A 26208-nucleotide genomic window follows, 5' to 3' on the forward strand; every position below is an offset into this window, starting at 1 on the left:
AACAAAGAAAAGACATGTTTGCAGAGTTGAAGGAGGAATCGTGATGAAATGGATGATTTATGGGGCGAACGGATATACAGGCGAACTGATTGCCCGTCAAGCGGTGAAACAAGGGATGACACCGGTGCTCGCGGGTCGGCGTGCGGACGCGATCGCCAAGCTCGGGGAGGAGCTCGGGTGCGAGACGCGCGTCTTCAACTTGTCGCTTGATAAGGCGACACGCCAATTGGAAGACATCGACCTCGTGTTACACTGTGCCGGACCGTTCGCCGATACGAGTCGGCCGATGGTCGAGGCGTGTCTCGCCACGAAGACACATTACTTGGATATTACCGGGGAAATCGAGGTGTTCGAATACATCCACTCGAAGAAACGGGCTAAGCTCGCACAAGAAGCAGGCGTGTTGCTCTGTTCGGGTGTCGGATTCGACGTCATTCCGACCGACTGTGTGGCCCGGAAGCTGAAAGAGCTGATGCCGGACGCGACGAATCTCGCACTCGGTTTCTCGGCCGCCGCCGGTATCTCGCGCGGGACGCTGAAAACAGCAATCCGTGGGCTAGGGTCGAGCAGTGCCGAACGAAAAGATGGCGAATTGACACCGTTCCCGCTGGGCGAGAAACGTCGTCACATCGATTTCGGACGCGGCAAGAAAACGGCCATCGCCATTCCATGGGGAGACGTCTCGACCGCCTATTATACGACGGGCATTCCGAACATCACGACGTGGGTCCCGGTCCCTACGGCTTACGCTTACGGGGCGCGTCTTTTGTCTTGGTTCAGTCCGATTCTCGGCAGCGACGCGGTGCAAGGGAAACTGCTCCGTTATGTTGATGAACATGTGAGCGGACCGGACGAGTCAGAACGGGAACGCTCCTCGACGTATGTCTGGGGCGAAGCGACGAACGCCTCAGGACGTAAAGTGATCGTCCGCATCAAGACGGCGAGCACATATGCCTTTACCGTGTACGGGGCGCTTGAGGTCGTGTCACGACTTGTCAGTTCAGGCCGCGTCATCCCTGGCAGCTTCACACCGGCGATGCTGTTCGGATCACACTTCATCGAAGAGATTGAAGGGTCATCCTCGTTTGTCGTTGACGAGGTCCGGCTTTGAGTGAGCAATGGGATTTAGTCGACGGAGAGCGGCGTCCGCTCGGCAAAACGCACGTGCGCGGCGAACAGTTAGCAGTGGACACGTATCATACCGTCATCGAGGTGTTCACGTTTGATGTGAACGGAAACGTGTTGCTCTCGCAACGCCATCCAGGCAAGACGCACCCACTTCTTTGGGAAGGGACGGGTGGTTCCGTTCTTGCCGGTGAAACGAGCCGTGACGGTGCCATTCGTGAACTTGGTGAAGAGATTGGTCTCTGGATCGAACCTGACCAGTTGGAGTGGGTGGCGACGTTACGCCGCGAGACATATTTTCTAGACCTGTATCGCTATCAAACCGATACTCCGCTGCAACTTGATGACTTGGTGCTTCAGGAAGACGAAGTCGTAGCGGTTCGTCTCGTCGATTGGTCAGAATTGATGGCCCTGGATGATCTCGTCCCATCTGTCCGGGAACGGTTACTTCGATTTGAGTCAGACTTGCGTCTCGCCTTGTAACGGAATCACAATCTGTTCGCAATCGAAGTGTGGTAAACTCAGGGGAGATTAGTGGGGAGGGAACGAGATGAGACGCTTAGAACTAGCCAGGCGGATCGAACGCATCAAAGCGGAAGGGACGTCTGCCTATATTCGGCATCGGAAACAGTCCCCTCCCTATGAAGGTTCGGAATTGATTGTCGAAAACAAAGGCCACGTCTTTCGGATGGGCAATACGAGTTTTGCGGTCGGCTTCGGTTTGAATCGACCGACCAGTTTTTACGATTTGCACCAGATGGAGAAATGGGTACGCGGCAAGAACGTGTCCCGCCTACATATCGAGGTTTGTCCGCTCGCGGACATGTCACTCATTCGGTTGCTCCAAGAGCGAAACTATACGCTCGACCACTTCCTGGACGTGTGGTTGCTCGACGTGAACACGTTCGTATTCCCGGATATGGAGCATGCGGTCGAACGCGTGCACGCCGATAACGTGAACGAGTGGGCTCGAGCCATCGCGGCCGGCTTTGCCGAGACTGGGACGGTCATGCAAGAGACGATTGATACCGCGAAAGGCTTCTACGCGTTACCCGAAAACCAGGCGTTTCTCGTCCGCGAAGGTGAGATGGCCGTCGCCGGTGGGATTCTTGCCGTCCAGGACGGAATGGGCGAACTGTTTTTGACGAGCACGATTCCCGCTTATCGGGGCAGAGGCTATCAGACACAGCTCATCTTGGAACGGATTGCGGCCGCAAAAGCAGCCGGTTGCCAGTACGTGACCGTGACGACGAAAGTCGATACGGCCTCGGGACGGAACATGGAGCGCTTAGGATTCATTCCGTTTTACCAGAAAGCCGTCATGAAAAGCCCAATTCTCAAATAAACAGGTCGCCCCGCGGGGCGACCTGTTGTTGTTAAAGTAATGATTCGGCACCGTCGACGTACACCTCAGAGCCGGTGACGTGACTCGACATGTTGCTCGCGAAGAACAAGACGACGTCCGCGACTTGTTTGGCCGTGCCGGATTTCCCGGCCAACGGTTGATTTCCTTCCGGATACTCGATCGGGATGACGATTTCTTCGAGCAAGGCGTCATCGCGATTCGTCGAGTCATCGATGTTCGTGTCGATGGCCCCCGGGCAAATCGAGTTGACGCGAATGCCGAATTGGGCGAGCTCGGCTGCTGCCATTTTGGCGAATCCGGTCTGGCCGGCTTTCGTCGTCGCATAGCCGCTGAACCCAAAGTTTTTGAAGTAACGGTTTCCGTTGATAGACGACGTGATGATGACACTGCCGCCTCGTTCTTTTAAATGAGGGATGGCATGTTTCACCGTCAAGAACGTGCCCGTCAAGTTCGTCTCGACGACACCGTTCCAATCTTCGAGCGACAAGTGCTCGATTGGTGTGATCGTGCCGTTTCGTCCTGCGTTCGCGAAGACGATGTCGACGCGGCCGAAACGTTCAACCGTCTGCTCGTACGCTCGTTTCATCTCGTCTTCGTTCCCCACATCGGCACTGATGCCGATGGCACGCTCTTCTCCAATCAGAGTCGCAAGTTGTTCCGCGTCTTCTAAGTTCAAATCGACGATGGCGACTTTCGCCCCGGCTTGGACGAACCGGATGACAGTGGCACGTCCGATTCCAGATGCCGCGCCTGTGATGAAGGCGACCTTCCCCGATAACAATGTATTTGAAATCATTCAATTCGCTCCTTTCAGCTTCCTGTTCTCATATTCCACCGTTCTATGAAACCTAAGCCCGTTTTCTGAAAAAAGGTGAAACGACTCATTCGGGTTGAACGTGAATCGATACCGCGATTTTCAACTTGGCGTCGCGATCGAGTTCGACCGTGACGACTTGTCCGACCCGGAGTTGTTGCACATCGTTCGCTTCTCCTGTCACTTTCGTTCGTTCGTTGATTAATATCGTCTGCAACGTTAACTCGTCGTCTGACAAGTCATGTGGTCCAATCATCAGCTGTGGGATGTCAATCTGTTCGATTCGACCTTCGATTTGATGGTCGTCCCGTGTACTGATCCAATAAACAGCAACTAAAAAAAGACCGATAAATGCCAGAGCAAAGATGAGTCGGGTTCTCATGGTGTTCCTCCTCTGTGCGATTCCGGTACGGTGGTTTCCAATAGTTATTTACCCGGTTTGCAGGAATTCTATAGTGCCTTTTTGACAGGATTTTCAATTGTTGACGCGGAATAAAACAAGACAATTTGAAGAGTGGAGGCGCTGAGGATGGTTCTAATCGGAATGATTGGATTAATCGTTTTAGGATTGGTGGCATTCGGCTGGTGGACAATCGGGTTTCCACGGCGACGGATGTGGGGTGGCGTATTGCTACTAGGCGTGGCTTTGCTTTTTTCGCCACTGTTGCTCGTCGTGAGCGGGGAACGCTTCGGATTTGACGGCATCGTCGCGGGACTGGTCGGGTTGTCCTGTGTCATCGGAGGCGGTTTCTTCTTTCTCACACTTGGTTGGACCGGACGGCCGCAGAAAATCCGAAAAGCACGGACCCTTTCGGAAGACCCTGATTTGTTTTGAACTAGGTTGTCATCCGACTCTTGAAACTCGTACAGTGAAGGCATCGCACTTGATGGAGGGATGACTGTGTTAACGAAGAAGCACCCCCCGGCGCTACGACCGGGAGACACGATTGGAATCATCACACCGTCGTTCCCGGCACCGGCACGGTTCCCGGAACGATACACGCGCGGAATCGAACAACTGAAACGGATGGGATTCATCGTTCAGGAAGGCTCATGCACGCATCGTTCGGAAGGATATCGCTCGGCCTCGATTCAAGAACGGGCCGAAGAGGTCAACGCGCTATTGCGTGACCCGGACGTCAAAGCGATCATCAGTACGATTGGCGGGACGAACTCAAATTCGCTCTTACCGTATATCGATTATGAAGCGTTGCGACGACAGCCGAAAATCATCATGGGCTATAGCGATGTCACGGCGCTCCTCCTCGCTTGTTATACGCAGACGGGAGTGACGACATTTTACGGTCCGGCCATCGTCCCGTCGTTCGGAGAGTACGAGACGATGTTCGCGGATGGGGAACGTTACGTGCGAGAGGTGCTCGGTTTAGAACGGACGGCACCGTATACGCTCGACGTGCCCCGAGAGTGGACCGAGGAGATGATCGATTGGTCGACCCAGGACCGGGAGAAGACGTTCCGTCCGAATGACGGCTGGCTTACCCTTCGAGACGGACAGGCCCAGGGGCGGTTGATTGGCGGGAACATGAACACGATGACCGGCTTTTTAAAGTCGGATTATTTCCCTGATGTGACCGGTGCGATTCTCTTTTTAGAAGACTCGTTCAAGACGATGGCGGACGAGGAGCGTTCCCTCAGCATGCTCAAGCTCGCCGGGGTATTCGACGTCATCAGCGGTCTCGTCATCGGAAAGCATGAACATTTCGATGCGGCCGGCGCGCCGTTTTCATTTGAGGACTTGTTGCTCGAAGTGCTCGGAGACGTCGACTTCCCGATTTTGACGAACGTCGATATCGGGCATACGTTCCCGTCCCATGTGTTTCCGATTGGCATCGAGGTCGAACTCGACGCGACGGCGGGAACGATCACCTTTTTAGAGAACGGGGTGATGCCATGATCGAGTTCATTACAATCGTCGACCACCGTCGGAAGAAAATCGGCTTGAAATCACGGGCAGACGTTCATCGGGACGGGGATTGGCATGAGACGTTCCACTGCTGGATGATGGATCACGACCGCCTCCTGTTACAGCTTCGCAGCGATACGAAGGCGGACTTCCCCGCGTTGTTCGATATCACGGCCGCCGGGCACTTGAGCGCCGGGGAGACCGTTCGTGACGGGGTGCGCGAGATTCAAGAAGAGTTAGGACTCGAATTGACACTCGACCAACTGACTCCGCTCGGCGTCTTCGAAGACGTCATCGAGACGGATACGTTTTTAGACCGCGAGTTCGCCCACACGTACGTCTATTCGTATGATGGCGAAGCGTTCACGTTGGACGAAACGGAAGTGGCCGATGTCGTCTCGGTCGAGATCAAGGCGCTGCACGCACTGATTGACGGGACGAAATCCGAGGTGGAGACGACATCGGTCATCTCAGGAGAGACACGGGTCGTGATGAAACGCGATCTCGTACCACACCCGACCAACTACTGGGAGCAAGTGATGGCAGGTGTAAAAGCCGCTCAAGAGGAACGCCATGATTGAAGTCCTATGGCAACTGCTTCACGTCGTGCTCGTGGTCGGGATAGGCGGCTTGCTCATTTGGTGTTTTCGTAAGTAAAGAGGGGGAAGAAAGATGAAAACAGGACCAGACACAATCCCGCTCGGCTTGGAGACGGCGCGTCTGTATTTACGGGCACCGCTCGCCGATACGGATGCGCGTGTCGTTAACGAGTCGATTCGGAGATCGCATGAAGAGTTGAAGCGATGGCTCCCGTTCGCGCAAGACGTACCGACGTTGTCTGAGACGGAAGCGAATTTACAACGGGCGCAAGAATTGTACGGAACAGGCGAAAGTTTCCGGTATCTCATCTTTTTACGGGAGACGGGGACGTTCGTGGGGACGGTCAGCCTGTTCGGGATTGATTGGGACGTCCCGAAAGCGGAAATCGGGTATTGGCTCGATTCGACGCATACCGGTCGTGGCTATATGACGGAAGCGGTCGAGGCGGTCGTCCGTTTCGGTTGCGCCCAGTTCGATTTCAAACGGATCGAGATTCGCTGCGAGTCGACGAACGAAGGCAGTCGCTTGATTCCGGAACGGCTCGGCTTTCAGCTAGAAGGCATGCTCCGGAACGAAGACTTGTCCGCTGATGGGATGCGACTGACGGACACGGCCGTGTATGGCCTGTTGCCAGGCGAACTTATACCGCTAGCGACATGATGCGCTGCGGGCCGATGGGGCCGTCGATTCGGCGCTTCGTGTCGATGAATCCGACCGTCTGATAAAGGGAAAAGGCGGCTTCGTTTTTCAGATTGACCGATAGCACGACCTCGTGTTTATGAGGGAAGTGGGCTCGTACATAGTTCGGCAACTGGTGGAGTGCCGCTTTGGCATGGCCGTTCCCTTGCGCCGAATGGTTAATCGAGAACATCGAGAGCAACAACGCGTCGTCTGCCTCTGTATACGAGGCGACCCGTTCCGTATCATGGAGCAAAAAGAAGCCGACGGGCTCTTCGGCCACGATGACGATAGGATGAATCCCGTCTAAGAGGGGGGAATCGAGGTCAATCGGGAGTGTCGTATATTTTTCTTGATCGAGCGGTAACGTGAATGTGTTCAAGATGGGCCAATGGGCCTCTCGAAGTGGTTCGAGTCTCGTCGTCATGATGAATCCTCCTCCATGATTAGCTGTCTCCACCAGTATACCGAAATATAAGTGAAGGGAACGAGCACGTGATGCATCCAGTGATTTCTTATGTCCAACATCCACCGCTCCAAGATTTGTATCGAGCCTTCATGGACGGCTTTTCCGATTACATGATTCGCTTTGACATGAATGAGGCCCAGTTCGAGGCCGTTTTCCTCGTCCGCGATCAAAACCAGCCGACGCGTTCCGTCGTCGCCTATACGGACGGTCGGCCTGTTGCCGTCATGTTGAGCGGCGTGGCGCACCTCGATACGGGATGGGTCACTCGTTGCGGCGGCTTGGCCGTCGCCCCTGATTACCGACATCTCGGCATCGCGCACGAATTGATGCGACAGTTCGATGAACAGGCGACGGGGAAGCGTCTGCTCGAGGTCATTCAAGGGAACGATCCCGCGCTCGCCCTCTATGACCGACTCGGGTACCGTGTCGTCCGAGAGATTATGTACTTTCAATCCGTACCGACCGAGACGAACGCGACACGGGAACCGGCACCGATCCTTGAACTGTTCGATACGTATTATCCGGCAGCGGGGCACACACCGATTTGGCAAGTCGATGTCCGCACAACGCAACAACAGACCGAGCTCGTGCGAGTGAGGGAAGGCGAGACGAGCGGAGCACTGCTCTTCCGGGGCAGTCTGTTGCTGGATGTGTTCGGTCGCGACGAGGACGCCGAATGGTTATTGCGTGCGGCCGCGGCTGAAGGACCGATTCGCCTGACGTTGACGTCGGATCGCCCGGCGTTGCTCTCGGCAGCGCGACAGCTCGGGTTCGTCCAGGACGAGATTGCTCAATTCGAGATGATCAAGCCCGGGATAGAGACGTAATGCGCGTCCTGTTGCCTGTCCTCATGCTCGGTCTGATCGTCGGGAACTTGTTCACGATTCTCGGTCTGACGACGAACCTGCCATCTGGCCTCGATCGACTCTTTTTGTTCGGCGGACCGGCGCTGACCATCCTGGCTGCCGTTAGTATCATCGTCATCGTCCTACAACGGAGGCGATGATGTGAAATTTCAATGAAGTTTATGGATGGCGAGTTCACTGTTTTGATATGTTCGACATACAAATGAAATGCTTCATATATTGAACTTTTCAGACGTGGATGCTATATTCGCACTTGTAGCTTTTTAATCAAGCTAGCGAATCATCCAATCTGGAGGTTTTATCAATATATGTGGAAACAACTACTCGTCACCGTCGGTACAGGCGTCCTGATTCTATCAGGGACTTCAGCTGTATCCGCGGATCAAATTACCCCGCAAGACCTCGTCAAGACGACGAAATCGCTTCAACAGACCGAACAACGGATTCAAACGTCGAAACAATCGGTCGCCAAAGCCAAACGTCACGTCGAAACGATCGATCAGAGCGCGAAAGCAATCGATCAGAAGATTGAGCAGACCAAATCAAAACTCGCGTCATTCGAGACGGCATTGAATCCGGAGACAGCTGACAAGTCTCTATTCAAACAAGTATTGTCAACCGTGCTCCCGAGCGCCAAGGCAGAGGCGGCGGAGTCTGAAGAGACGAAGCGTGATTTGCAAGCCAAACAAGCTGAGACGAAACAATCATTAAAAGCGCTTGAGAGCAAACGGGCGGACGTGAAAGCAGAGCGACAACAAGCCCGCTCGGCTCACGTGGCTGCCTATAAGCAGTTGAAAGGGCAAGCGGCCCAATTGAAAGACTTGAAGCAACAAACGGCGGCGCTTGCGCCTGACAAGTTTATGATGCCAGCGACCGGACGTCTGTCACAAGGTTACGGACCGGCAAGCGGCCAGTTCGGATATACGTTCCATAACGGGCTCGATATCGCGGCGAACGTCGGCACACCGATTTATGCGGCGGCGGCTGGGACGGTCACGGACGTCAAATCAGGCGGCCCGTATGGGAAACACGTCTTCATCGAGCATGAAATCGATGGTCAAAAGTGGACGACGGTCTACGCCCATATGCATAAAATCGAAGTGAAGACAGGCCAGACGTTGCTCCAAGGCGAAGGCATTGGCCAAATCGGCAACACGGGCAACTCGTCAGGTCCGCACCTCCATTTCGAAGTGCATCAAGGAGAATATGCTTATTCATCAAGTTCGGCCGGCAACACGGTCAACCCGATGGATGTCGCCGAAGTGCTCGGTGGCGCGTCGCCCATCAAAGCGACGTATTGACGCAACGATTCGTTGCGTCATTTTTTTGTGTCTCCCTTCTCATCATGGGTCGCGCGCAGTTCGATTAATTTCCGGAACGCCTCGTCACGGTCGAACGTACTGAACCAGCGGAAGTCGTCGTGGTCGAGAATCCGGTAATGTTGACTGACCATATTCTGTTGAATCCGGTACTTCCCTTGGTGCTCAATCGTCGTCCACCAGACGTGTCCGCCCAACGTTTTCGTCGCCAGGCTCGGGTCGGTATGGGCGACGAGACGAATGAACTCGATCGGTTGATCCCCAATCAACGAATGGAGATATGGGCTTTGATTGAATAGAGCGCAGATGGCGACCGTCGTCGTCCAGTTCGCGTTCAGACGTCGCTTCTCGATTTGAATCAACGTTTTTTTCGAGATGCCGACGAGCGTACATAGTTCTTCTTGCGATAATCCTTGCTCGGTACGAATCAGTTTGAGCTTGCTTGAAATCAGTTCGGAAAACGTTTCTTTTGTATGCATACCTGCTCCTAAAGTGTATTTTTACACAGTGTATCACGCGGTATAGAAAGATGGAAGATATCGGATGAAGAAGGGCGTTTCCTCGAGCCATCAAAAAAGCGAAAGGAGAGGGACTCCTTTCGCTCGGTCACTGACTGATGTTATTCACGTGTCGGGTCATGATTGCCCTCGCTATCGGCAATCGTGTCCGAACTCCCGAAATCTTCGACTTGGCTGAACGCATCCGTGCTTTGGCCTGGTTCGTCGGTCCCATCGAGTTGTTTCCGGGCAGCCGTCTCAGATGGATTGAGCACGTCCTCTTCGACCGGACGTTCGCGGTCGGTCAAGTGCTCGTTCTCTTCTTGCTCGCGCGCGTGCTGGATGCAGAGCGTCGCCTCAGGGATGATTTCAAGACGGTCCAACTCGATGTCTTCGCCGCACACCTCACATTTGCCATACGTCCCGTTCTCAATGGCGAGCAACGCCTTGTCGACGTCACTCAAGAACTCTTCATCGAGCTCAGTTAGCGCTTGGTCGCGTTCGCGCAAGAATAATTCTTCTCCTGAGTCTGCCGGATGGTTATCGTAGTGGGACAGTTCCCCTTCGTCATATACTTCTTCCCGATTTTCCATATATCCTTCGGTCTTCGCTTTCTCTTTTAATAGACGTTCTTTGAACGTATCAATCTGCTGTTGTGTCAACATGCGGTCCACTCTCCAGTTCTGATTTCATTAATATTAGCATTTCCCATTTTGCGACGGGACAAACCTTTCGATTGGCGAAGGTGATTTCTAAACGATTTGAAAAACGGGTATGATGAAAGAGACGGAACGATTATTGTGAAGGAGGGAATGGACCATGAGAAAAGTAGAGGTCGTCCCGTATGATCCGATATGGGAGACGAAATTCAAGGAAGAGGCGTCCAAACTCGAACGCTTATTTGAAGGGGAAATCGTCGCCATTCATCACATCGGAAGCACGTCGGTGCCGGGACTCGATGCGAAACCGATTATCGACATCATGCCGGTCGTACGGGAAATCGAGCGGATTGATGAATGGGTCGGGCACATGGAGGCACTCGGGTATCGAAGTTTCGGCGAGCATGGGATTCCGAGACGGCGTTTCTTCGCTAAAGGAGAAGACGTCCGGACGATTCACGTCCATATGTTCGAGGAAGGGGATGAAGGCGTGACCCGCCATCTCGCGTTCCGCGATTATTTGATGACGTTCCCAGACGTACGGGACGAGTATGCGGCGCTTAAACAACAATTGGCGAGCCAGCATCCGGAAGATATCGAGAGCTATATCCAAGGAAAACAAGACTGGGTATCCGCGACCGAGCAGGAGGCGACGTTGTGGTATATGTCTCGCCAACAAATTTGAAACATTTTACCGTTTCATCTCGTACAGAAAACTAATCAGTTGAGGGGGGTCATGAGATGAAACGATTTCTCGGGAAATGTATCGAGTACGCGTTTGTCGCACTGTTATTTGTCGGCTTATTTTTTGGATTGCGCTATGGCGTCAATCACTTCGTCGGAACAGACGAGATGCGTGCATACGCCTACCTGTTTCTAGGAACCGCCTTTATCATTTTCCCGGTCTCCTTGTTCGGCGGCTACTTCCTGGCCCGTCCGATTCAACACCGTTTGCACGGCAAAGAGCAGGAAACGACAAACCATACGTTGCGTGGGGATGAAAAGCCGCACGGGGTCACGGAGACGCGGGACTATAAAAATGAAGGTTCGTGGCCGTTATGATGCAGTTGATACGAACCGATGATGCGGCGTTGATTGCGACGTTGAACTGTCCAATCCATGAACATCATCTTCAGTTGGCGCCGGCGTTCTTTGCGCCTTACAATCACGCCTCGATGGAAGCGGCGTTTTCGGAGATGATGGCGCGAGACGATTATCATTTCTTCACGGCAGAGGTCGACGGAGACACAGTCGGCTACGTCTGTTTTCAAGAGCGAGTGAGTGAGGCGAACGCGTTTCGGAAAGCTGTCCGGACACTCTACGTGCATCAAATCAGCATTAACCCGGAGGCGAAGCGGCGAGGGTATGGACGCTTGGTCATGGAAGAAGTGGAACGCTATGCCATCGCACACGGATTTCCGTCAATCGAACTGGATTATTGGTCGGTGAACGAAGCGGCGGCCGCGTTTTATAGCGAAATTGGCTTTCAGCCGAAGCGACAGTTCGTCGTGAAGCATCTCTAAAGTAGAAGATTAGTCTTGGCGTACGATAATCACGCCATTTAAACACATACGAGATCGGGGAGGATTTGATGGAGACAGTCATTTTAGTCATCGGTGTCATCGGCACCATTTCGCTCATGTTATTCATGTCGAACCAATGGTTGGGCTATGGCAAAGGCAATATCGTCATGACGCTCGATGAGCATTACACGAACTTGAATGAATATGTGCCGGCGATTTTGACGAAGCTGTATGAAGACGGGAAGTCGGCCCATTATCTCGGCGACCGGAAGTTTGAAGTAGACGGTAAGCGCTATGTCCTCGTCGAACGGACCGTCCCGATCGGTCGCGTCCCGACGCAGCAGACCGTGCTCATGCCAGATAAAAAATAAGCCACGCCCTAGGCGCGGCTTATTTTATTTGACGGCCGGGGGACCGAAACCACCGGCATGGTAGTCGCGGAACGCCTGACGAATCTCCTCTTCGGTGTTCATGACGAACGGACCGTGGGCGATATAGTCTTCCCGAATCGGCTTACCTGAGTAGATGAGCAGTTTCGCACGTGACGTCGCTTTGAGGCGGACCACGCTCTCACCGTCACTCGTCTCATCGTACGTGAGCGTCGCCGCGTGCGTCTTCGCAAGCGGTGTCGCTGATGTTCCGAGTTCGAGGGAACCCGCGAGAACGTAGACGAAAGCGTTATGATTCGTCGGGATGATGTGCTCATAGGCGGCCCCACTCTGTAAGCTCACTTCGCTCATCGTGATGGGGACGAGACTGTCCATCGGTCCGGTCACTCCGGCGATGTCACCCGAATAGACACGCACGTGTCCTCCGTCAATCGGCACGAGCGGTGCCTCTTCGACATATACGTTTTGGTAAGATGTCGTCGTCGTTTTAAGTGTTTTCGGCAAGTTGAGCCATAGTTGAAGCGTATGAATCAAGTCGTCGTCGACGGCCTCCTCGGCATGACGTGCCGCCCAGCCCGCATTCATATATTGAACGTCACCCGCATCTAAAATCGAATGTCCGCCATGGTTGTCGATATGTTCAAGTCGTCCGTCAATCACGTAGGTAATGGTCTGGAAGCCGCGGTGAGGATGGTCAGAGAACGTTCCCCGCTTGAACCAGTCCTCGGCCATCAAGATGAACGGGTCGAACTCGTCTTTTCGTTCCGGAGGCAAGACCCAACCCTGCTGCACGTGCGGATATCCGTTTTGTTTATAGGCGACCGGCCAATGGCTGGCGACGTCGCGCTCGAATCGTTTCGTCATCACACTCTCTCCTTTGCACTGTTTGTTGTCATTGTCGCATAGCGAGCCAAGGAGGCTTTCCGATTTTGCCTATATAACGTGTAAAGCCAGACCGGTGAGCCAGTCTGGCTTGAAAAGTGTCGTCAGTTGTTTGCTTGTCCGATGGAAAGGTCGCGCCACCGTTCGGCATCGGCGCGGAGCAATTTGAAATGTGAGCCTGTCTTCGTGTTTGTCAAAATTACATCGTCTTCCGTGTAACTGAGATCGAACGTTTGAGCACAAATGCCCTCGAACACCGTCAAATAAGGGGTCGGCGCTGGGGTTCCGGCCGTGGCCACGGCTTTTGAGCGATCGATGGCTTGAAACACGAACTGGACGGTCTCGGCGTTGGCATGATGCAAGAACGGTGCATCTTTTGATTCTGTGCCGATTAGAGCCAGTTCATGGGCGACGACGTGACGTCGATTGGCGAATTGTTGCCGCATTTTTGTTTTCAAGCGGTCGCCGTGCAACAACGTCTCTTCTTTATAGGTGATAGAAACGACTTGTTTATAAGGTTTGCCATCGCGGATGAAGGAGAAACTGAACAGTGGATAGCGCTCGTTCGGAACGAGTTTGGTCGGGAGCGTGCTCGCCTGCCGTGCCCCGAGCATTCGATCGTAGGTGGCATCCTGCGGTCGCAGGACGTCCTCATATAACGTCTGATCGGATGACAGATGGAGCCCGTACTGTTGCGTGTCTTGAGACACTTCGGTCCCTAAGCCGAGGGACAGGAACGGTTGACGTGACGATTCGTTGATGGGCAACGTGATGGTCTCACGCGATTCGGGTGACTCGAACGTGAATTCGAACGAACCGTTGAACGGCATCGTCACGTGGACGAGCGTCTGTTCGAAACCGTGACGTTTTGGATAAGGCTCATTGCCGACCGGTTTTTTCATCTCTTCGGTGAAATGGACTTGCTCGTGCGGTTGCGCAACTCGAAGCTTCGACGTCGCGGATGATGAGACGGCTTGGTCGCGGTACGGAGTGAGACTATCCGGCAACGCATCGATTTGTTTCATATAGGTGATGGTGTCGCCTTGGCATTGGACGTAGGTTTGATTTTCCACTTCAAAAAATGTGGCGGTCGGAAAGACTTCGGTCGAGGCCGTCGTCGTAAGCGGTTGGCTCAATTTGACCGTGCCAATCAAGAGACGCTCTCCGTCAGGCACACGGGTGATGGCGTCCTCTGGGTAACAGGCATCAAGGACGTTCGTCCGGTCGGACTCGGTCATCTCGATTTGTTGACCAGAAGGCAGAGAGGCGCGACCTTGATAGTACTCTGGAGCCGTATGTAAACGAAATGCATGTTCTTCTTCGCATCCGAACAGGACGAACAACATGGCGAGCGTACAAAGAATCAGGTACTTTTTCACAGGGTGCACTCCTTTAATGATTAACTTTCATCATTTTAGCACCATTTTTTTGTGACTATAGTCTTAGGAAAATTAATGCGATTTTTTTTAAAAAAATCAAAAAACCCGCTCCACTTGAACTGAACGGGCTTGTTTTACACTTATGGATATGAAATGGAATTTCTCCATTTGACACGTGTCGATTTTTGACGAATGAACGTTGTGATGTAGACGTTCTTGAAAATGACGAAAATCGTCGAAAATAACAAAATGGAATTAAAAAGGGGTTATTTGTTTATTTTTACCTTCAATCCACGTCGCGACCACGGGCCGCCTTCAAAATTTCGAACCATTCTTCTCGCGTCAGGTCAATCTGAAGCGCATCGACGGCGGTCCGAACTCGTTCAATTTTCCCAGATCCGACGATCGGCATGATCTTGGCCGGGTGCTTCAAGAGCCACGCGTAGACGACGGCGTCGATGCCGCCCGCTTGATGTCGATCGCTGATTTCCTCCAATTTTTCACGAAGCGGTGCGTAAGCGGCCTCGGTGAACAGTTGTCCGCCGGCGAGAGGGCTCCACGCCATGAGTGGCATCCGTTTCTCGTGGCATAGGTCGACAGTACCATCTTCAAAATGCTTCAGTTGCATCGGTGAGAGCTCAAGCTGGTTCGTCACGAGTTGGAACGGTAAACGTGACTGTAACAACTGTTGGGTTGCCGGCACATGGTTCGAGACCCCGAACGTACGCACTTTTCCGCTTCGTTGCAACGTGATGAACGCCTCGGCGACTTCGTCCGGGTCCATGAGCGGGTCGGGACGGTGAATCAAAAGCGTGTCAATCTGATCGATGGCGAGCTCCTGTAGCGAGCGCTCGGCTTGACGGATGATATGTTCTTTCGTCGTATCATAATGGTTGATGGATTGGCCAGGGTTGAAAGAGCCTGTCAGCTTGATGCCGGTCTTCGTCACAATCTCGATTTGATCGCGGAGTGATGGCTTGAGACGAAGCGCTTCGCCGAACAATCCTTCACACGTATAGCCACCGTATATATCAGCGTGATCGAACGTCGTGATGCCGAGTTCGATACATTGTTCGATGAAAGTGAGGCGTTCCTGCGGGCTCATGTCCCATTCGGCCAAACGCCACATGCCGTGAATGATTCGTGAGAATGATAAGTCTTCTGTCAGTTCGATGCGTTGCATGGTAAGTTCCTCCTCATTGTTTGTCGCTTTCATTATAAGGATAAAACAGGAGGGCGTCACTTTTGGGGCGTATTGGAAGGACATGAACCGAGTCAAACTAAAGCGATTTCAGTTATGATGAGACAGAGATGATTAGAAAAAGAGGAGTGACTTATGAATCATTACGAACAATATGCGAACGTCACGTTTGAGCAACAAGGTCAGGAAACATACGTGACCGCCGCTCATGCCGATCTCGAACTGCACGGGATTGGGCGCAGTGCCGCCGTGTTTCGCATAAAAGACACGCGACTCGTCATCAAAGTGTTCTTTCCGGATTATACGCATATCGCAGCTGAAGAGGCTGTGATTTATCGAACGCTCGAAGGGTTACCTCAATTCCCACGCTTGTATGAAGCAGGTGTGAATTATATCGTCATCGACTACATCGAGGGCAAGACGCTATTCGAATGTTTGACGGAAGGAATTTGGATTGATGCGTCGTACATTCAGCAAGTCGATGCAGCGCTCATCGCGGCACGAAACCTCGGGCTGACGCCATCGGACGTTCATTTGCGCAATTTGATTTTGACGCCGGAAGGCCGTATTTATTTAATCGACTTGGCCCGCTTCCGCCAAGGACAGCACGTCGATCACCAATGGGAAGACTTGAAGCGGATGTATCGGTTTTATCGGCTCCGTTTCATGCCGAAGCGCTATTCAGAGCGTTTGTTGAACGGAGTCGCCTATTTATACCGTACGTTTGTGAACGACCCGAGACACTAGTCGACGGTCGTTTTTCTTTTGAAGATTAGGGAACAAAGAGGATGTGACTGTCACTTCGTTTTGGAAAAGGAGGCTGATTGTATGCATCGGATTTATGCAAATGAACTGGAGACGTTACGTGATTGTGTGGAGACGTGTAATTACTGTCTCGAGTCGTGCCTGGAAGAACATGACGTTAAGATGATGGTTGACTGCATCCGGCTCGACCGGGAGTGCGCCGCCATCTGTTCGTTTCTCGCCGAGGCGATGACGCGAGATTCGGCGTTCGTGCCCGAACTCGCCCGGGCTTGTGCGGTCGTCTGTAAGGCGTGTGCCCAGGAATGCGAGAAACATAAGCATGCCCATTGCCAAGAATGTGCGCGCGTCTGTGTCGAGTGCGCCTCGATGTGCGATCGTTTGGCAGCATAATGTGAAAAAGTCAGTCAAAACGGCTGACTTTTTTATGTGGGAGCGAATCGCCAGGTGTATTTTGAAATCGAGATAAGTATAATGAAGAAAACGTATGAAAGTGGTGTTCTCATGATTCGCAATTGTCGTCGAGATGATCTTCAAGCTGTCTTACATATTTATAATGATGCCATCGTCAACAGTACCGCCGTCTATCACTACGAACCGGTGACGCTTCAAAATCGAATCGCTTGGTACGAGGAGAAAAAAGCGGCCGGACTTCCAATCATCGTATGGGAGGAAGGGGATGTCGTGATGGGCTTTGCCACGTTTGGACCGTTTCGTCCTTGGCCGGCCTATCATTATACGGTCGAACACTCGGTGTACGTCCATCCTGGATACCGCAGCAAAGGCATCGGCAACAAGCTGCTCCGAGAAATCATCCGCATCGGTGAAGAGCGGGATGTGAAGACGATGATTGGTGGCATCGATGCAGCCAATATCGCGAGCGTCAAAGCACATGAAAAGTTAGGGTTCGTCCATTCCGGTACGATTAAAAAAGCCGGCTACAAGTTCGGAAAGTGGCTCGACTTATCGTTTTATCAACTCGATTTGAAAGGCCCCGAGGCTCCGCAAGAAGGCTGACCGCTAGCTGTCGACGTTCCGAAAATACGGTATACTGGGGACAGTGAATCGAATGGAGGAATCAGCATGACAGAACTACCGAATTGTCCGAAGTGTCAATCGTCTTACGTGTATGAGGACGGGAGCTTGCTCGTCTGTCCAGAATGTGCGTACGAGTGGTCACCGAGTGAGTCGGCTGAAGCAGAAGCGGACGCGCAAATCAAAGACGCGAACGGAAACGTGCTCCAAGACGGGGACACGGTCACGGTCATCAAAGATTTAAAGGTGAAAGGGACGTCGCTCGTCGTCAAACAAGGCACGAAAGTGAAAGGCATCCGTCTCGTCGACGGGGACCATGACATCGACTGCAAGATTGACGGCTTCGGTGCGATGAAGCTCAAATCAGAATTCGTCAAGAAGGTATAAAAAAACTGTTTCGGTCCACGGACCGAAACAGTTTTTTGTGCTTATGAGAAAAATGGTTTGTATTCACGGCGTTCATGCATGACCGATACCCATTGGAGCGTCGTGAACTCCTCAAGCACCCATTCGCCGTTGAAACGGCCAAGACCAGAATCTTTCTCACCACCGAACGGCAAGTGCGGCTCATCGTTCACCGATTGGTCGTTGACGTGAATCATCCCCGTCTCGACTTGGCGGGCGAACTCGGTCGCGCGATAGATTGAACCGTGGACGGCACCGCTCAGTCCGTACGGGAGTTCGTTCGAGAGTTTCAGCGCCTCGGCGTCATCTTTGAACGACAGAATGACGGCGACCGGTCCGAAAATCTCATTTTTCGCGAGTGGCATGTCATTTGTGACACCGCTCACGACGGTCGGCTCGAGCACGTTCCCGTCAGCGTTGCCGCCGACCTGGAGCGTCGCACCGGCGTCGACCGTCTGCTTGATTTGATCGAGGATGCGGTCGACTTGATCGTGATCGATGAGCGGCCCGACTTGTGTATCCGATTCGTTCGGGTTGCCGAACTTCAAGGCGCGAACCCGCTCCACAAATTTTTCAAGGAACGCATCGTGAATCGACTCGGCGACGAGAATCCGGTTCGTCGACATACAGATTTGCCCTTGATGATAGAACTTCGAGTAGACGGCCGATTCGACGGCACGGTCGATGTCGGCGTCGTCTAACACGACGAAGACGTTATTCCCGCCGAGTTCGAGCGCTGTTTTCTTCAACAGGCGTCCGGCCTTCTCGGCGATGCCTTTGCCGACCTCGGTCGAACCAGTGAACGAAATGAGTTTTGGCACCGGATGCTCGACGATGGCGTCCCCAATCTCCGAACCGCGACCGACGACGACGTTCAAGACGCCTTTCGGAAGACCCGCCTCTTCAAATAACGAGGCGAACAGGAGACCACCTGTGACCGGTGTCGCTGTCGCCGGTTTGACGACGACGGTATTGCCCGTCGCGAGCGCGGAGACGATTGAGCGGACCGCGAGGTGGAACGGGAAGTTCCATGGGCTGATGACGCCGATGACACCGAGCGGTTTCCGGTAAACCCGGTTCTCTTTGTTCGGGACGATTGACGGCTTGATGAGTCCGTCCATGCGGAACGGGAACGTCGCCGCTTCTTTGATGATCGCCATCGATGCTAAAAATTCACCTTCTGCTTTGATACGTGTGCTACCCGATTCTTTGACGAGCCACTCGATGATGTCTTCTTTATGTTGTAACGTCACTTCGGCGAACTTCTCAATCAAGGCCCGTCGATTTTGTGGCAGCATCGTCGCCCATTCGGTTTGTGCTTCTTTCGCAACGGCATAAGCCTTGTCGAGATCAGACTCGTCGGCCGAACGAATCGAGAACAATGTCTCGTCCGTGAACGGGTTGGTGTTATCGATCGATTTGTCGCTTGATCCTTCGACCCATTGGCCATCAATGTACATCTTCGTAAAATCGGTATGCATGTTCAAACACTCCTTTATCTTTTTGCTTCACCTTAAGAAGTATTCACCTGATTTGAAAAATTAAACCTATCGATGCGCAACTAACTTGTTTTACAAAGTAGTTGCAAATGGTAGCTCCTTCCATTACTATTATGTATAACAAGTTAGTTTGGTGAAAGTGAGGATACGCCATGGCGATGAGTCAAATGTTAAAAGGATTGCTCGAAGGTTGCCTGTTGGCCATCATCGATAAAGGAGAGACGTACGGCTATGAGATGTCGGAGAAGTTGCAGGCGTACGGATTCACGATGGTGAGTGAGGGCAGTATTTACCCGGTCCTGTTACGGATGAAGAAAGAAGGGTGGGTCGAGACGGTCCAAAAAGCGTTACCATCAGGGGGACCGAAACGAAAATATTACATTTTGACGGAGGCGGGGCACCAAGAGTTGCTGGCCTTCAAACAACGTTGGGCGGAAGTGTCAAGCGGTGTCGACCGCGTACTCGGAGAGGGGAATGAAGATGGAACTTTCAAAAAAGAGTCGTGATTTTTTGGATGACTTGGCGGTATATCTCATGTCGAGCGGGAAATCGGAAGATGAAGTAAAAGAAGTTGTCGAGGAGTTAAAAGACCATCTCGAAGAAGCGGAACGAGCGGGAAAAGGTGTGGACGAGGTCGTCGGCCAGAGCCCGAAAGACTACATGCAACACCTCGGAAGCGAGATGACGTTTGACGTGAAGGGATTCGTCAAAATTGTTGCGATGATCATTCCGAACGTGTTCGCCTACATCATCATCGCTAATTTCATTCAAGGCGAGATGACATTCTCGACGGTCCAGTTGATTGGGTTCCCGCTCATCGCCGTCCTGTTCTTGCTGGCCGCCTCACAAGCGTTCCGCCACATGTCGGTCCGCTCAAAAGAAAGCAAATTTAAAAATGGGGCGACGTACATCACGCTCGCTGCGCTGCCGATGACATTGTTCCTCGGGCTGATGATACTCGACATCTTCGTCGAGACCCCGACGATCGTGTTCGGTCCAACCGGTCAACTCGTATTGTTCGGACTGGCCGTCGTCACGTTGCTCACTGTCTCGGTGTGGACGAAGACATGGATCAATCTGATCATTCCGATTCTCTTATTCGGACCACAATACGCGTTTGCCCAGACGAGTTTGCCGCTCGAGCAACAACTTATTTTCTCGATGCTGATTCTGTTCGTCGGGATGGGGGTCTTCTTGTTCGTCTGGTGGAAAAAGAATCAACAGGGGCAAGCATGATGCTCGGACGAATCATTTTTGTCGCGATCTTGTGTCTGCCGTGGGGCTTTTTCGTGACAGCGGCAGACTTTCTATGGGGGAATGCGCTCGGTTATCTTCTGATTCCAGCGATCGTGTGGTCGAGTGTGTGGTGGTTTGGGCGGCGTGGGATGGTCCCGTGGCTCGCATGTGGGCTCATCGTATCGTATGTCATTTCCACGGCGATGGTTTGGCACGTCGATGGGGCGTGGGATTATTTCTTCAAGCCGATTGGCCAGTCTATCCTCGTGAATGTCTGGACCATTGTTTACGCGAGTGGTGTCGTTTTGGCGTATATGTATCGTCGTGCTTTGCAAAAAGCACGTGAATCTGCTTAAGGTCGGACGCGGCTGGGAATAGGCAACTGAACGCCTAAAAGAGAAAGAAGGGATTCCCATTGCCAGTCAATCCGACGATTCAATTTTATTTGAACCAGTTTCAAAATCAGCTCTCGACCACATATGACCAATTGGATCCGCTCGAATTAAGACGACAAGAAGACGCAATGATGACCCGATTTCAACATAGAGAACATGTGCTTGATGTCGAGGAGCGCTGGATCACGCTCCCGAATCGCTCACTTCCAATCCGCATCTATCGATCGAGTCGAACGTTTGCCCCTGCCCTCGTCTATTATCACGGGGGTGGCTATGTCACGGGGAGTCTCGACACGCATGATGCGATTTGCCGGACGATCGCGAATGAGGCCGACTGTACCGTCATCTCGGTCGGTTATCGACTCGCGCCGGAACATAAATTCCCGACAGCCGTCTACGACAGCTATGAGGCGTTCGTTTGGATTGCGGATCACGCCTCGGAACTCGAAATCGATGCCGAGCGCATCGCCGTCGGCGGTGACAGCGCTGGGGGGACGCTCGCCACGGTCAGCGCTTTGATGGCCATCGAGCAAGGCCGTCCCCTCGCCATGCATCAGCTGTTATTTTATCCGGTGACGGGGACCGAGGAGAATCTGCCGTTATCGTTAATCGAGTATGCGACCGGCTATTTGCTCGACGAGGCGTTGATTCGTTGGTTCCAACACCAATACTTTCATGACGAGACTGAATTGACCCACCCCTACGCCTCGCCGATCGTTTCGCCACATTTGGCGAAACTGCCGCCGACGACGCTGTTGACGGCAGAATATGACCCGCTCCGTGACCTCGGCCGAGCGTACGCCAATAAATTGATTAGTCTCGGTGTCCCGGTGACGTATCACAATTACGGAGGACTCATCCACGGCTTCGTCAACTACTACGCATACGTTCCGGAAGCGCGACGAGCCGTCAAAGAAGCGGCGCAGTCGCTCGGACATGCCTTTCATACGCAAAAAACTCGCCCCTAAGGCGAGTTTTTTTCATGCTTTCGATAAATAAGGAAAGCGACAACCTTCCGGGAAAAATTGTCCTTCGTTCATGCGAATCATCCATTGGCCTTCGCGGGACGGACGTTGCTCCACACCGTCCAGGTCCGGCGTGAATTTAAAGACGATTTCGGTGATGCCTTCAAAGGAGAGCCGGGCCACGACGTCACGCATATCGACAGGCCGCGGCGACAGCACGGCATACAAGTTTAAGCGCGAGCGCTCAATCATATAAATGACATGGACGTCATCGAAACGATACACGTCCTCGTCCATCCCTTGATAGTAATGGAACATCCAAATGTGCATGTCGTCTGTCGTATACAGACGCGGTGAAAACGGGAGTGACTCTAGTTTGAAACGACGCCACTGTTCGGCATCGACGTCAACATGTTCGAGTAGGGAAGCCGATCCCGAGACTGAAACGAATAGCTCCGGTTCGGGTTGGACGGAGAACCCCTGTTGCTCGTAAAATGGTGCAACCCCTTCGTCACAAGCCAAAAAATAAGGTAACCCATCCGTGTCATGCTGCTTGAACAAATGCTTAAAGATGCGGGTGGCGAGCCCTTGTCCTTGTCGGATCTCGTCCGTCATGACCGTTCCGATTTGATACGCTTCGCGCGCGGTTCCGTCCATCATCACTGTCATTCGGCTCATCCCGACGTTCGAGATGACATTCCGATAGAACGTCAATGAATAACAGCGATAGTGGTCAGTCCATTCGCCAGCTTTGTACCACTCGCGAAAATCGATGCCGAATGTCTCATCGGCAAAGTAAAAAAACGATTCGAGTTCTTTGTTCGAATACTCGAGGTTGGTGATTGGCTTTTTGGGCATAGGGCTCGCTCCTTTTTTGAACTTCTATGTCTATTCCTGTACATTAGAGGCAGAGAGGGGTAATAGAGATTATGAAACGGTATGAAGCGATTTTATTCGATGTCGACGACACGTTGCTCGACTTTAAACAGAGCGAGCACGTCGCCTTGGAGCAGTTGCTCGCGGCACACAACGTTCGGATGACAGATGAATTGAAACAACAGTACGTGACGATCAATAACGGATTATGGCGCGCGTTCGAGCGTGGCGAGGTCGGACGGGAAGACGTCTTAATGGGCCGACACACGCAACTGTTCGATACGCTCGGCATCACAATCGACGCGCATGAAGTCGAACAGCGCTATCGCGACCATTTGCACGACGGGGTACACATCATCGATGGGGCACTCGAGCTCGTCCAAACGCTCAGTGAACAGTATCCGCTCTATATCGTCACGAACGGTGTGACGGAGACGCAGTTCAAGCGGCTCGAAGCGTCGGGACTGCTTCCTTATTTCAAGGATGTGTTCGTCTCGGATGCGACCGGATCGCAAAAGCCGATGAAACCGTTCTTCGATTACGTGTTCGACCGCGTGCCGAACGTGGCACCGCAACGTGGACTCATCGTCGGTGACTCGCTGACGGCAGATATCGCCGGCGGGCGCATGTATGGGCTCGACACGTGCTGGTACAATCCGCACGAGATTGCGGCGTCGGTCGAGACGACATATGAGATTCAAGACTTGCACGAGTTGAAGTCGATTCTATCAAGCTCAGCGATCGATAAAGTGGGGCGGCAGTGATTGCGGCAACGCATAGAGTGTCTCCGGGAAGAGTTTCAAGTCCCGGAGCGCGTCGAGCGGCTGCCAACGATAGATGAGGTGATCGCCTTCCGGTCCGTGGAAGTCTCCATGCCGGAGCGGGAGGTCACCCGATACATAAAAGTACATGCCGATCTCATGCACGGTGCGCTCCAAATACGTGAAGAAATTTTCGGAGACGAAAGCGAACGTCGTTCCCGTCAGTGTCGCTTCGAGTTCTTCTTGCAGCTCACGCGTCAAGGCGAGCTCGGCTTCTTCGCCGATGCCGACCCGGCCGCCCGGCAACGCCCAAAAGTCATCGTTCACGTTCCGATGAACGAGCAAATGACCGTCCTGGACCCAGATGCCGGCAACGCGATAATTGAACGTGCCGTGCTCGGTCGGAAATACGATATCCATTTTCATCACTCCATTCCTTAAGCTACATCAAGTATACGCCAAGGAGGCAGGTCATGTTTCAATCAAATGAGAGTTATAAAGGTGAGGACTTCCGCGACGAGACGCTCCGTGACATCCAACTTACGCAGACGACGTTCGAGAACTGTCGCTTCACCTATATCGATGCGACCGAGTTCGAGACCGAACAGTGTCGTTTCATCAACTGTGACTTCACCGATTCGAAGTGGAACGCCTCGCGCCACAGCGGCAGCTCGTTCTTGAACTGTCAGTTCAATGGGGCGAATCTGTTTTTGAGCGAGTTCGATCAGTGCAAGATGACAGGCTCGTCGTTCGAGTCATGCACGTTCGAAGGGGTCGTCGTGCGTGAAGGAGATTGGTCGTTCGTCAATCTGCGTCACGCCCCGCTCCGGAAGATGGATTGGTCCGGTGTCCGGTTGACCGAGGCCGATTTATACGGTGCGGATTTGAAAGAATCACGCTGGACGAACGCCGTCTTGTCCCGCGCCGTGTTGCAGCACGCGGATTGCACCGGTGCCGATTTTGTAGGGGCCGAGATGGACGGGGTCGATTTCTCGGACGTCATCCTGAAACAAGCGACGATCGATGTGATACAGGCCGTCCAAATCGCCCGCTCGCTCGGGGCGAACGTCATATGACCAATGAGCAAGTGCTCGAGCATTTGACGTCCGTGGCCGCGGAGCGGGAAGACGTCCGCGTCCTCGTCTTGAACGGGTCGCTCGTCAATCCGAACGTGCCGGTGGACTTCTTTCAAGACGTCGATGTCACTTGTTTCGTCGAAGACGTGACCACGTTCATCGAGGACCGTTCCTGGATGCTGCCGCTCGGGGACGTCTTGATCATGCAGATGCCGGACGAGGTGCCGGGAGGCGACGAATATGAGCGTTTCGCGTTTCTCGTCCAGTTTGCAGCCGGTCATCGCGTCGATTTGACCGTTCGCCCGCTGCGTGACGTGCAACAGGCGATTCAAGCGGACTCACTCAGTCTCGTCCTCGTCGATAAAGACGGGATTGCCGGTGAACCGATTCCATCTGATGACACGTACCGCATCCACCGACCGAGCCGATTTGACTATGAGCAGTGTTGGAACGAGTTTTGGTGGGTGTCGCTTTACGTCGTCAAAGGTATCAAGCGGGGTCAACTGTTATACGCTTTCGACCATGTGACGATCATGCGAACGATGCTCCGGCAGATGCTTGCATGGGACGTCGGCTTTGCGACAAACTTTACGGCGAACGGAGGAAAGTCTGGGGATGGGCTTGAGAAGCATCTGGCCCCTGAAGTATGGCAGGCTTATCTTGATACATACACTTTGGTCGAAGTGACAGCGATGGAAACGGCCCATGCGACGTTGGTGGAACAATTTGAATGTGTCAGTCGCCGCGTGGCCGACCAAGCCGGATATCCGTTTGCGGAGATGGAAGCCCGACGAATTCGTGACGCCTTTTCGACGCTTTGGTGTTCAAACGATTAGTTTTCGGTTGAGTCGGGAAAAGCCCCTCTATAGAAGGGGGAATGACGCTTGAATCCGTATACGACGTTCATCGCGCTCCTAGTGGGGAGTTTACTCTTATTTGTCGGCATCCGGACGAAAAAATGGCCGATTTTAGTCGTGGCCTTATTTCCGCTTGGACTTGTCGCCTTCAACATGTATTTGCTGATTACTGGACGTTAGAAGACTGTTTTCTTCAGTCTTCTTTTTTGTATATCGATTTTACAAAAAATGCTGTCGGCAACAAAATCCCGATGGCCGCTTCGAGCAAGGCGAACAACCGGGCCGGACCGATTGGCAGCAGGTCGCCGAATCCGATAGACAGCAACGTGACCCCGCTGAAGTAAAGCAGATTGCGCCAGTTCGGATCGACCGCGTTCATCGTCTCGAGTGACGTCACCAATATGACGCCATCGCGTGATAGCGCGTAGTAAATCAAGGCAAACCCGATCATGACGCCGAGTAGGCTGACGAACAAGTGGCTGAACAAGCGCATATCGAAGCCGGTCTGTCTATACGTTTGGCGCCGAAAGAAGGTAAACACGTTCAAGCCGACGAATAATAGGGCAATCGTCAATAAAATGGAATTCACGCCCATTTCTCCCTTCTGTGACAGTCTGTACTATGTTGTTTCCCTGATCGTTCACCGTCAA

Annotated in this window: 38 protein-coding genes; 26 read left to right on the plus strand and 12 right to left on the minus strand. The window is 52.9% G+C overall.

What is annotated here, in order from left to right; all coding sequences use genetic code 11:
• Window positions 1-43: 43 nt before the first annotated feature.
• The 3 genes from KNP68_RS02515 (at window position 44) to KNP68_RS02525 (ending at window position 2470) form a co-directional block, all read left to right on the plus strand.
• Window positions 44-1111: a saccharopine dehydrogenase family protein gene (locus tag KNP68_RS02515; RefSeq protein ID WP_131472163.1), complete on the plus strand. Its 1068-nt coding sequence runs from the start codon at window positions 44-46 to the stop codon at window positions 1109-1111.
• Window positions 1108-1608: an NUDIX hydrolase gene (locus KNP68_RS02520; RefSeq protein ID WP_035385626.1), complete on the plus strand. Its 501-nt coding sequence runs from the start codon at window positions 1108-1110 to the stop codon at window positions 1606-1608. The genes KNP68_RS02515 and KNP68_RS02520 overlap by 4 nt, the downstream gene beginning before the upstream one ends.
• A gap of 67 nt (window positions 1609-1675) precedes the next feature.
• Entirely contained in the window at window positions 1676-2470 is a 795-nt protein-coding gene (locus KNP68_RS02525; protein WP_131472165.1) for a GNAT family N-acetyltransferase, read from the plus strand.
• Window positions 2471-2501: 31 nt separating this feature from the next.
• On the opposite strand, the gene KNP68_RS02530 is transcribed toward KNP68_RS02525, so the two are convergent.
• Together KNP68_RS02530 and KNP68_RS02535 are read right to left on the minus strand one after the other, a co-directional pair.
• On the minus strand, window positions 2502-3287 hold the full coding sequence (locus KNP68_RS02530; protein ID WP_021065888.1) for an SDR family oxidoreductase: 786 nt from the start codon (window positions 3285-3287) through the stop codon (window positions 2502-2504).
• 85 nt (window positions 3288-3372) lie between these two features.
• A complete protein-coding gene (locus KNP68_RS02535) occupies window positions 3373-3687 on the minus strand; it encodes a hypothetical protein (protein WP_131472167.1) in 315 nt (104 codons plus the stop codon).
• A 147-nt stretch (window positions 3688-3834) separates the two neighbouring features.
• Between KNP68_RS02535 and KNP68_RS02540 the strand changes: the two genes are divergently transcribed.
• From KNP68_RS02540 to KNP68_RS02555, 4 genes are all read left to right on the plus strand, one after another.
• Complete coding sequence (locus KNP68_RS02540) at window positions 3835-4140, plus strand: hypothetical protein (RefSeq protein WP_214715791.1); 306 nt, start codon at window positions 3835-3837, stop codon at window positions 4138-4140.
• A 66-nt stretch (window positions 4141-4206) separates the two neighbouring features.
• A complete protein-coding gene (locus KNP68_RS02545; protein ID WP_353048241.1) occupies window positions 4207-5220 on the plus strand; it encodes a S66 family peptidase in 1014 nt (337 codons plus the stop codon).
• Window positions 5217-5810 carry an NUDIX hydrolase gene (locus KNP68_RS02550; RefSeq protein WP_214755968.1) on the plus strand — a complete coding sequence of 198 codons (594 nt, stop codon included), beginning with the start codon at window positions 5217-5219 and terminating at the stop codon, window positions 5808-5810. The genes KNP68_RS02545 and KNP68_RS02550 overlap by 4 nt, the downstream gene beginning before the upstream one ends.
• A 91-nt stretch (window positions 5811-5901) precedes the next feature.
• Window positions 5902-6489 (plus strand): GNAT family N-acetyltransferase, encoded by a 588-nt coding sequence (locus KNP68_RS02555; RefSeq protein ID WP_131472175.1) that lies wholly within the window; start codon window positions 5902-5904, stop codon window positions 6487-6489.
• On the opposite strand, the gene KNP68_RS02560 is transcribed toward KNP68_RS02555, so the two are convergent.
• Complete coding sequence (locus KNP68_RS02560) at window positions 6470-6934, minus strand: GNAT family N-acetyltransferase (RefSeq protein WP_029594478.1); 465 nt, start codon at window positions 6932-6934, stop codon at window positions 6470-6472. The genes KNP68_RS02555 and KNP68_RS02560 overlap by 20 nt on opposite strands.
• A 71-nt stretch (window positions 6935-7005) precedes the next feature.
• On the opposite strand from KNP68_RS02560, the gene KNP68_RS02565 reads away from it, so the two are divergent.
• The 3 genes from KNP68_RS02565 to KNP68_RS02575 all read left to right on the plus strand — a co-directional run bounded on the left by KNP68_RS02565 (window position 7006) and on the right by KNP68_RS02575 (window position 9143).
• Window positions 7006-7803: a GNAT family N-acetyltransferase gene (locus KNP68_RS02565; RefSeq protein WP_131472177.1), complete on the plus strand. Its 798-nt coding sequence runs from the start codon at window positions 7006-7008 to the stop codon at window positions 7801-7803.
• Entirely contained in the window at window positions 7803-7982 is a 180-nt protein-coding gene (locus KNP68_RS02570; protein WP_029594480.1) for a hypothetical protein, read from the plus strand. The genes KNP68_RS02565 and KNP68_RS02570 overlap by 1 nt, the downstream gene beginning before the upstream one ends.
• A gap of 168 nt (window positions 7983-8150) precedes the next feature.
• Window positions 8151-9143: a M23 family metallopeptidase gene (locus tag KNP68_RS02575; RefSeq protein WP_214755972.1), complete on the plus strand. Its 993-nt coding sequence runs from the start codon at window positions 8151-8153 to the stop codon at window positions 9141-9143.
• A 17-nt stretch (window positions 9144-9160) separates the two neighbouring features.
• Here the strand turns inward: KNP68_RS02575 and KNP68_RS02580 are convergent, their stop codons facing one another.
• Both KNP68_RS02580 and KNP68_RS02585 read right to left on the minus strand, forming a co-directional pair.
• On the minus strand, window positions 9161-9640 hold the full coding sequence (locus KNP68_RS02580; RefSeq protein ID WP_029594482.1) for a helix-turn-helix transcriptional regulator: 480 nt from the start codon (window positions 9638-9640) through the stop codon (window positions 9161-9163).
• A 140-nt stretch (window positions 9641-9780) separates the two neighbouring features.
• A complete protein-coding gene (locus tag KNP68_RS02585; RefSeq protein WP_021065899.1) occupies window positions 9781-10323 on the minus strand; it encodes a TraR/DksA C4-type zinc finger protein in 543 nt (180 codons plus the stop codon).
• Window positions 10324-10477: 154 nt separating this feature from the next.
• Between KNP68_RS02585 and KNP68_RS02590 the strand changes: the two genes are divergently transcribed.
• The 4 genes from KNP68_RS02590 to KNP68_RS02605 all read left to right on the plus strand — a co-directional run bounded on the left by KNP68_RS02590 (window position 10478) and on the right by KNP68_RS02605 (window position 12211).
• Window positions 10478-11002, plus strand: a complete 525-nt coding sequence (locus tag KNP68_RS02590; protein WP_021065900.1) for a GrpB family protein — start codon at window positions 10478-10480, stop codon at window positions 11000-11002.
• A 56-nt stretch (window positions 11003-11058) separates the two neighbouring features.
• Complete coding sequence (locus KNP68_RS02595; RefSeq protein ID WP_029594483.1) at window positions 11059-11379, plus strand: hypothetical protein; 321 nt, start codon at window positions 11059-11061, stop codon at window positions 11377-11379.
• Entirely contained in the window at window positions 11379-11840 is a 462-nt protein-coding gene (locus KNP68_RS02600; RefSeq protein WP_165569441.1) for a GNAT family N-acetyltransferase, read from the plus strand. The genes KNP68_RS02595 and KNP68_RS02600 overlap by 1 nt, the downstream gene beginning before the upstream one ends.
• Before the next feature lie 68 nt (window positions 11841-11908).
• Complete coding sequence (locus KNP68_RS02605; RefSeq protein WP_029594486.1) at window positions 11909-12211, plus strand: hypothetical protein; 303 nt, start codon at window positions 11909-11911, stop codon at window positions 12209-12211.
• 24 nt (window positions 12212-12235) lie between these two features.
• On the opposite strand, the gene KNP68_RS02610 is transcribed toward KNP68_RS02605, so the two are convergent.
• The 3 genes from KNP68_RS02610 to KNP68_RS02620 form a co-directional block, all read right to left on the minus strand.
• Window positions 12236-13093 (minus strand): pirin family protein, encoded by an 858-nt coding sequence (locus KNP68_RS02610; protein ID WP_021065904.1) that lies wholly within the window; start codon window positions 13091-13093, stop codon window positions 12236-12238.
• Window positions 13094-13215: 122 nt separating this feature from the next.
• Window positions 13216-14490 (minus strand): hypothetical protein, encoded by a 1275-nt coding sequence (locus KNP68_RS02615; RefSeq protein WP_371819309.1) that lies wholly within the window; start codon window positions 14488-14490, stop codon window positions 13216-13218.
• 286 nt (window positions 14491-14776) lie between these two features.
• Window positions 14777-15673, minus strand: a complete 897-nt coding sequence (locus KNP68_RS02620; RefSeq protein ID WP_021065906.1) for an aldo/keto reductase — start codon at window positions 15671-15673, stop codon at window positions 14777-14779.
• Window positions 15674-15826: 153 nt separating this feature from the next.
• Between KNP68_RS02620 and KNP68_RS02625 the strand changes: the two genes are divergently transcribed.
• The 4 genes from KNP68_RS02625 to KNP68_RS02640 all read left to right on the plus strand — a co-directional run bounded on the left by KNP68_RS02625 (window position 15827) and on the right by KNP68_RS02640 (window position 17875).
• Window positions 15827-16438, plus strand: coding sequence for a serine/threonine protein kinase (locus KNP68_RS02625; protein WP_029594488.1), 612 nt, complete (start codon window positions 15827-15829; stop codon window positions 16436-16438).
• 81 nt (window positions 16439-16519) lie between these two features.
• Window positions 16520-16846, plus strand: a complete 327-nt coding sequence (locus KNP68_RS02630; protein ID WP_021065908.1) for a four-helix bundle copper-binding protein — start codon at window positions 16520-16522, stop codon at window positions 16844-16846.
• 111 nt (window positions 16847-16957) lie between these two features.
• Window positions 16958-17470 carry a GNAT family N-acetyltransferase gene (locus tag KNP68_RS02635; RefSeq protein ID WP_029594490.1) on the plus strand — a complete coding sequence of 171 codons (513 nt, stop codon included), beginning with the start codon at window positions 16958-16960 and terminating at the stop codon, window positions 17468-17470.
• Between the two features lie 66 nt (window positions 17471-17536).
• A complete protein-coding gene (locus tag KNP68_RS02640) occupies window positions 17537-17875 on the plus strand; it encodes a zinc ribbon domain-containing protein YjdM (RefSeq protein WP_214798559.1) in 339 nt (112 codons plus the stop codon).
• A gap of 41 nt (window positions 17876-17916) precedes the next feature.
• Here KNP68_RS02640 and KNP68_RS02645 read toward each other — a convergent pair whose 3' ends face one another.
• Window positions 17917-19374 carry an aldehyde dehydrogenase family protein gene (locus tag KNP68_RS02645; protein ID WP_029594491.1) on the minus strand — a complete coding sequence of 486 codons (1458 nt, stop codon included), beginning with the start codon at window positions 19372-19374 and terminating at the stop codon, window positions 17917-17919.
• 170 nt (window positions 19375-19544) lie between these two features.
• Here KNP68_RS02645 and KNP68_RS02650 point away from each other — a divergent pair, with 170 nt between their 5' ends.
• From KNP68_RS02650 to KNP68_RS02665, 4 genes are read left to right on the plus strand one after another with little or no spacing between them, the layout of a single operon-like run.
• Window positions 19545-19898, plus strand: a complete 354-nt coding sequence (locus KNP68_RS02650) for a PadR family transcriptional regulator (RefSeq protein WP_128123661.1) — start codon at window positions 19545-19547, stop codon at window positions 19896-19898.
• A complete protein-coding gene (locus KNP68_RS02655) occupies window positions 19873-20628 on the plus strand; it encodes an HAAS domain-containing protein (RefSeq protein ID WP_021065913.1) in 756 nt (251 codons plus the stop codon). Before KNP68_RS02650 ends, KNP68_RS02655 begins: the two co-directional genes overlap by 26 nt.
• The gene (locus KNP68_RS02660) at window positions 20628-20984 is read left to right on the plus strand and encodes a hypothetical protein (RefSeq protein WP_214755976.1); all 357 of its coding nucleotides are present in this window, start codon (window positions 20628-20630) and stop codon (window positions 20982-20984) included. Before KNP68_RS02655 ends, KNP68_RS02660 begins: the two co-directional genes overlap by 1 nt.
• Window positions 20985-21043: 59 nt before the next feature.
• A complete protein-coding gene (locus tag KNP68_RS02665) occupies window positions 21044-21991 on the plus strand; it encodes an alpha/beta hydrolase (RefSeq protein WP_214798562.1) in 948 nt (315 codons plus the stop codon).
• Window positions 21992-22003: 12 nt separating this feature from the next.
• Here the strand turns inward: KNP68_RS02665 and KNP68_RS02670 are convergent, their stop codons facing one another.
• Entirely contained in the window at window positions 22004-22846 is an 843-nt protein-coding gene (locus tag KNP68_RS02670; RefSeq protein ID WP_214798565.1) for a GNAT family N-acetyltransferase, read from the minus strand.
• A gap of 71 nt (window positions 22847-22917) precedes the next feature.
• On the opposite strand from KNP68_RS02670, the gene KNP68_RS02675 reads away from it, so the two are divergent.
• Complete coding sequence (locus KNP68_RS02675; RefSeq protein ID WP_131472193.1) at window positions 22918-23628, plus strand: YjjG family noncanonical pyrimidine nucleotidase; 711 nt, start codon at window positions 22918-22920, stop codon at window positions 23626-23628.
• On the opposite strand, the gene KNP68_RS02680 is transcribed toward KNP68_RS02675, so the two are convergent.
• Entirely contained in the window at window positions 23599-24045 is a 447-nt protein-coding gene (locus tag KNP68_RS02680; protein ID WP_021065918.1) for an NUDIX hydrolase, read from the minus strand. The two genes, KNP68_RS02675 and KNP68_RS02680, sit on opposite strands and share 30 nt — an antisense overlap.
• A gap of 53 nt (window positions 24046-24098) precedes the next feature.
• On the opposite strand from KNP68_RS02680, the gene KNP68_RS02685 reads away from it, so the two are divergent.
• From KNP68_RS02685 to KNP68_RS02695, 3 genes are read left to right on the plus strand one after another with little or no spacing between them, the layout of a single operon-like run.
• Window positions 24099-24701 carry a pentapeptide repeat-containing protein gene (locus KNP68_RS02685; RefSeq protein ID WP_058765043.1) on the plus strand — a complete coding sequence of 201 codons (603 nt, stop codon included), beginning with the start codon at window positions 24099-24101 and terminating at the stop codon, window positions 24699-24701.
• Window positions 24698-25537: an aminoglycoside 6-adenylyltransferase gene (locus tag KNP68_RS02690; protein WP_214798568.1), complete on the plus strand. Its 840-nt coding sequence runs from the start codon at window positions 24698-24700 to the stop codon at window positions 25535-25537. The genes KNP68_RS02685 and KNP68_RS02690 overlap by 4 nt, the downstream gene beginning before the upstream one ends.
• Window positions 25538-25585: 48 nt before the next feature.
• The gene (locus KNP68_RS02695) at window positions 25586-25738 is read left to right on the plus strand and encodes a hypothetical protein (protein ID WP_034779628.1); all 153 of its coding nucleotides are present in this window, start codon (window positions 25586-25588) and stop codon (window positions 25736-25738) included.
• Window positions 25739-25751: 13 nt separating this feature from the next.
• Here KNP68_RS02695 and KNP68_RS02700 read toward each other — a convergent pair whose 3' ends face one another.
• A complete protein-coding gene (locus KNP68_RS02700) occupies window positions 25752-26153 on the minus strand; it encodes an ion channel (protein WP_138858627.1) in 402 nt (133 codons plus the stop codon).
• Between the last annotated feature and the right edge of the window lie 55 nt (window positions 26154-26208).

The sequence above is a fragment of the Exiguobacterium sp. s50 genome, from assembly GCF_018618175.1.
Lineage (GTDB): Bacteria > Bacillota > Bacilli > Exiguobacteriales > Exiguobacteriaceae > Exiguobacterium > Exiguobacterium chiriqhucha.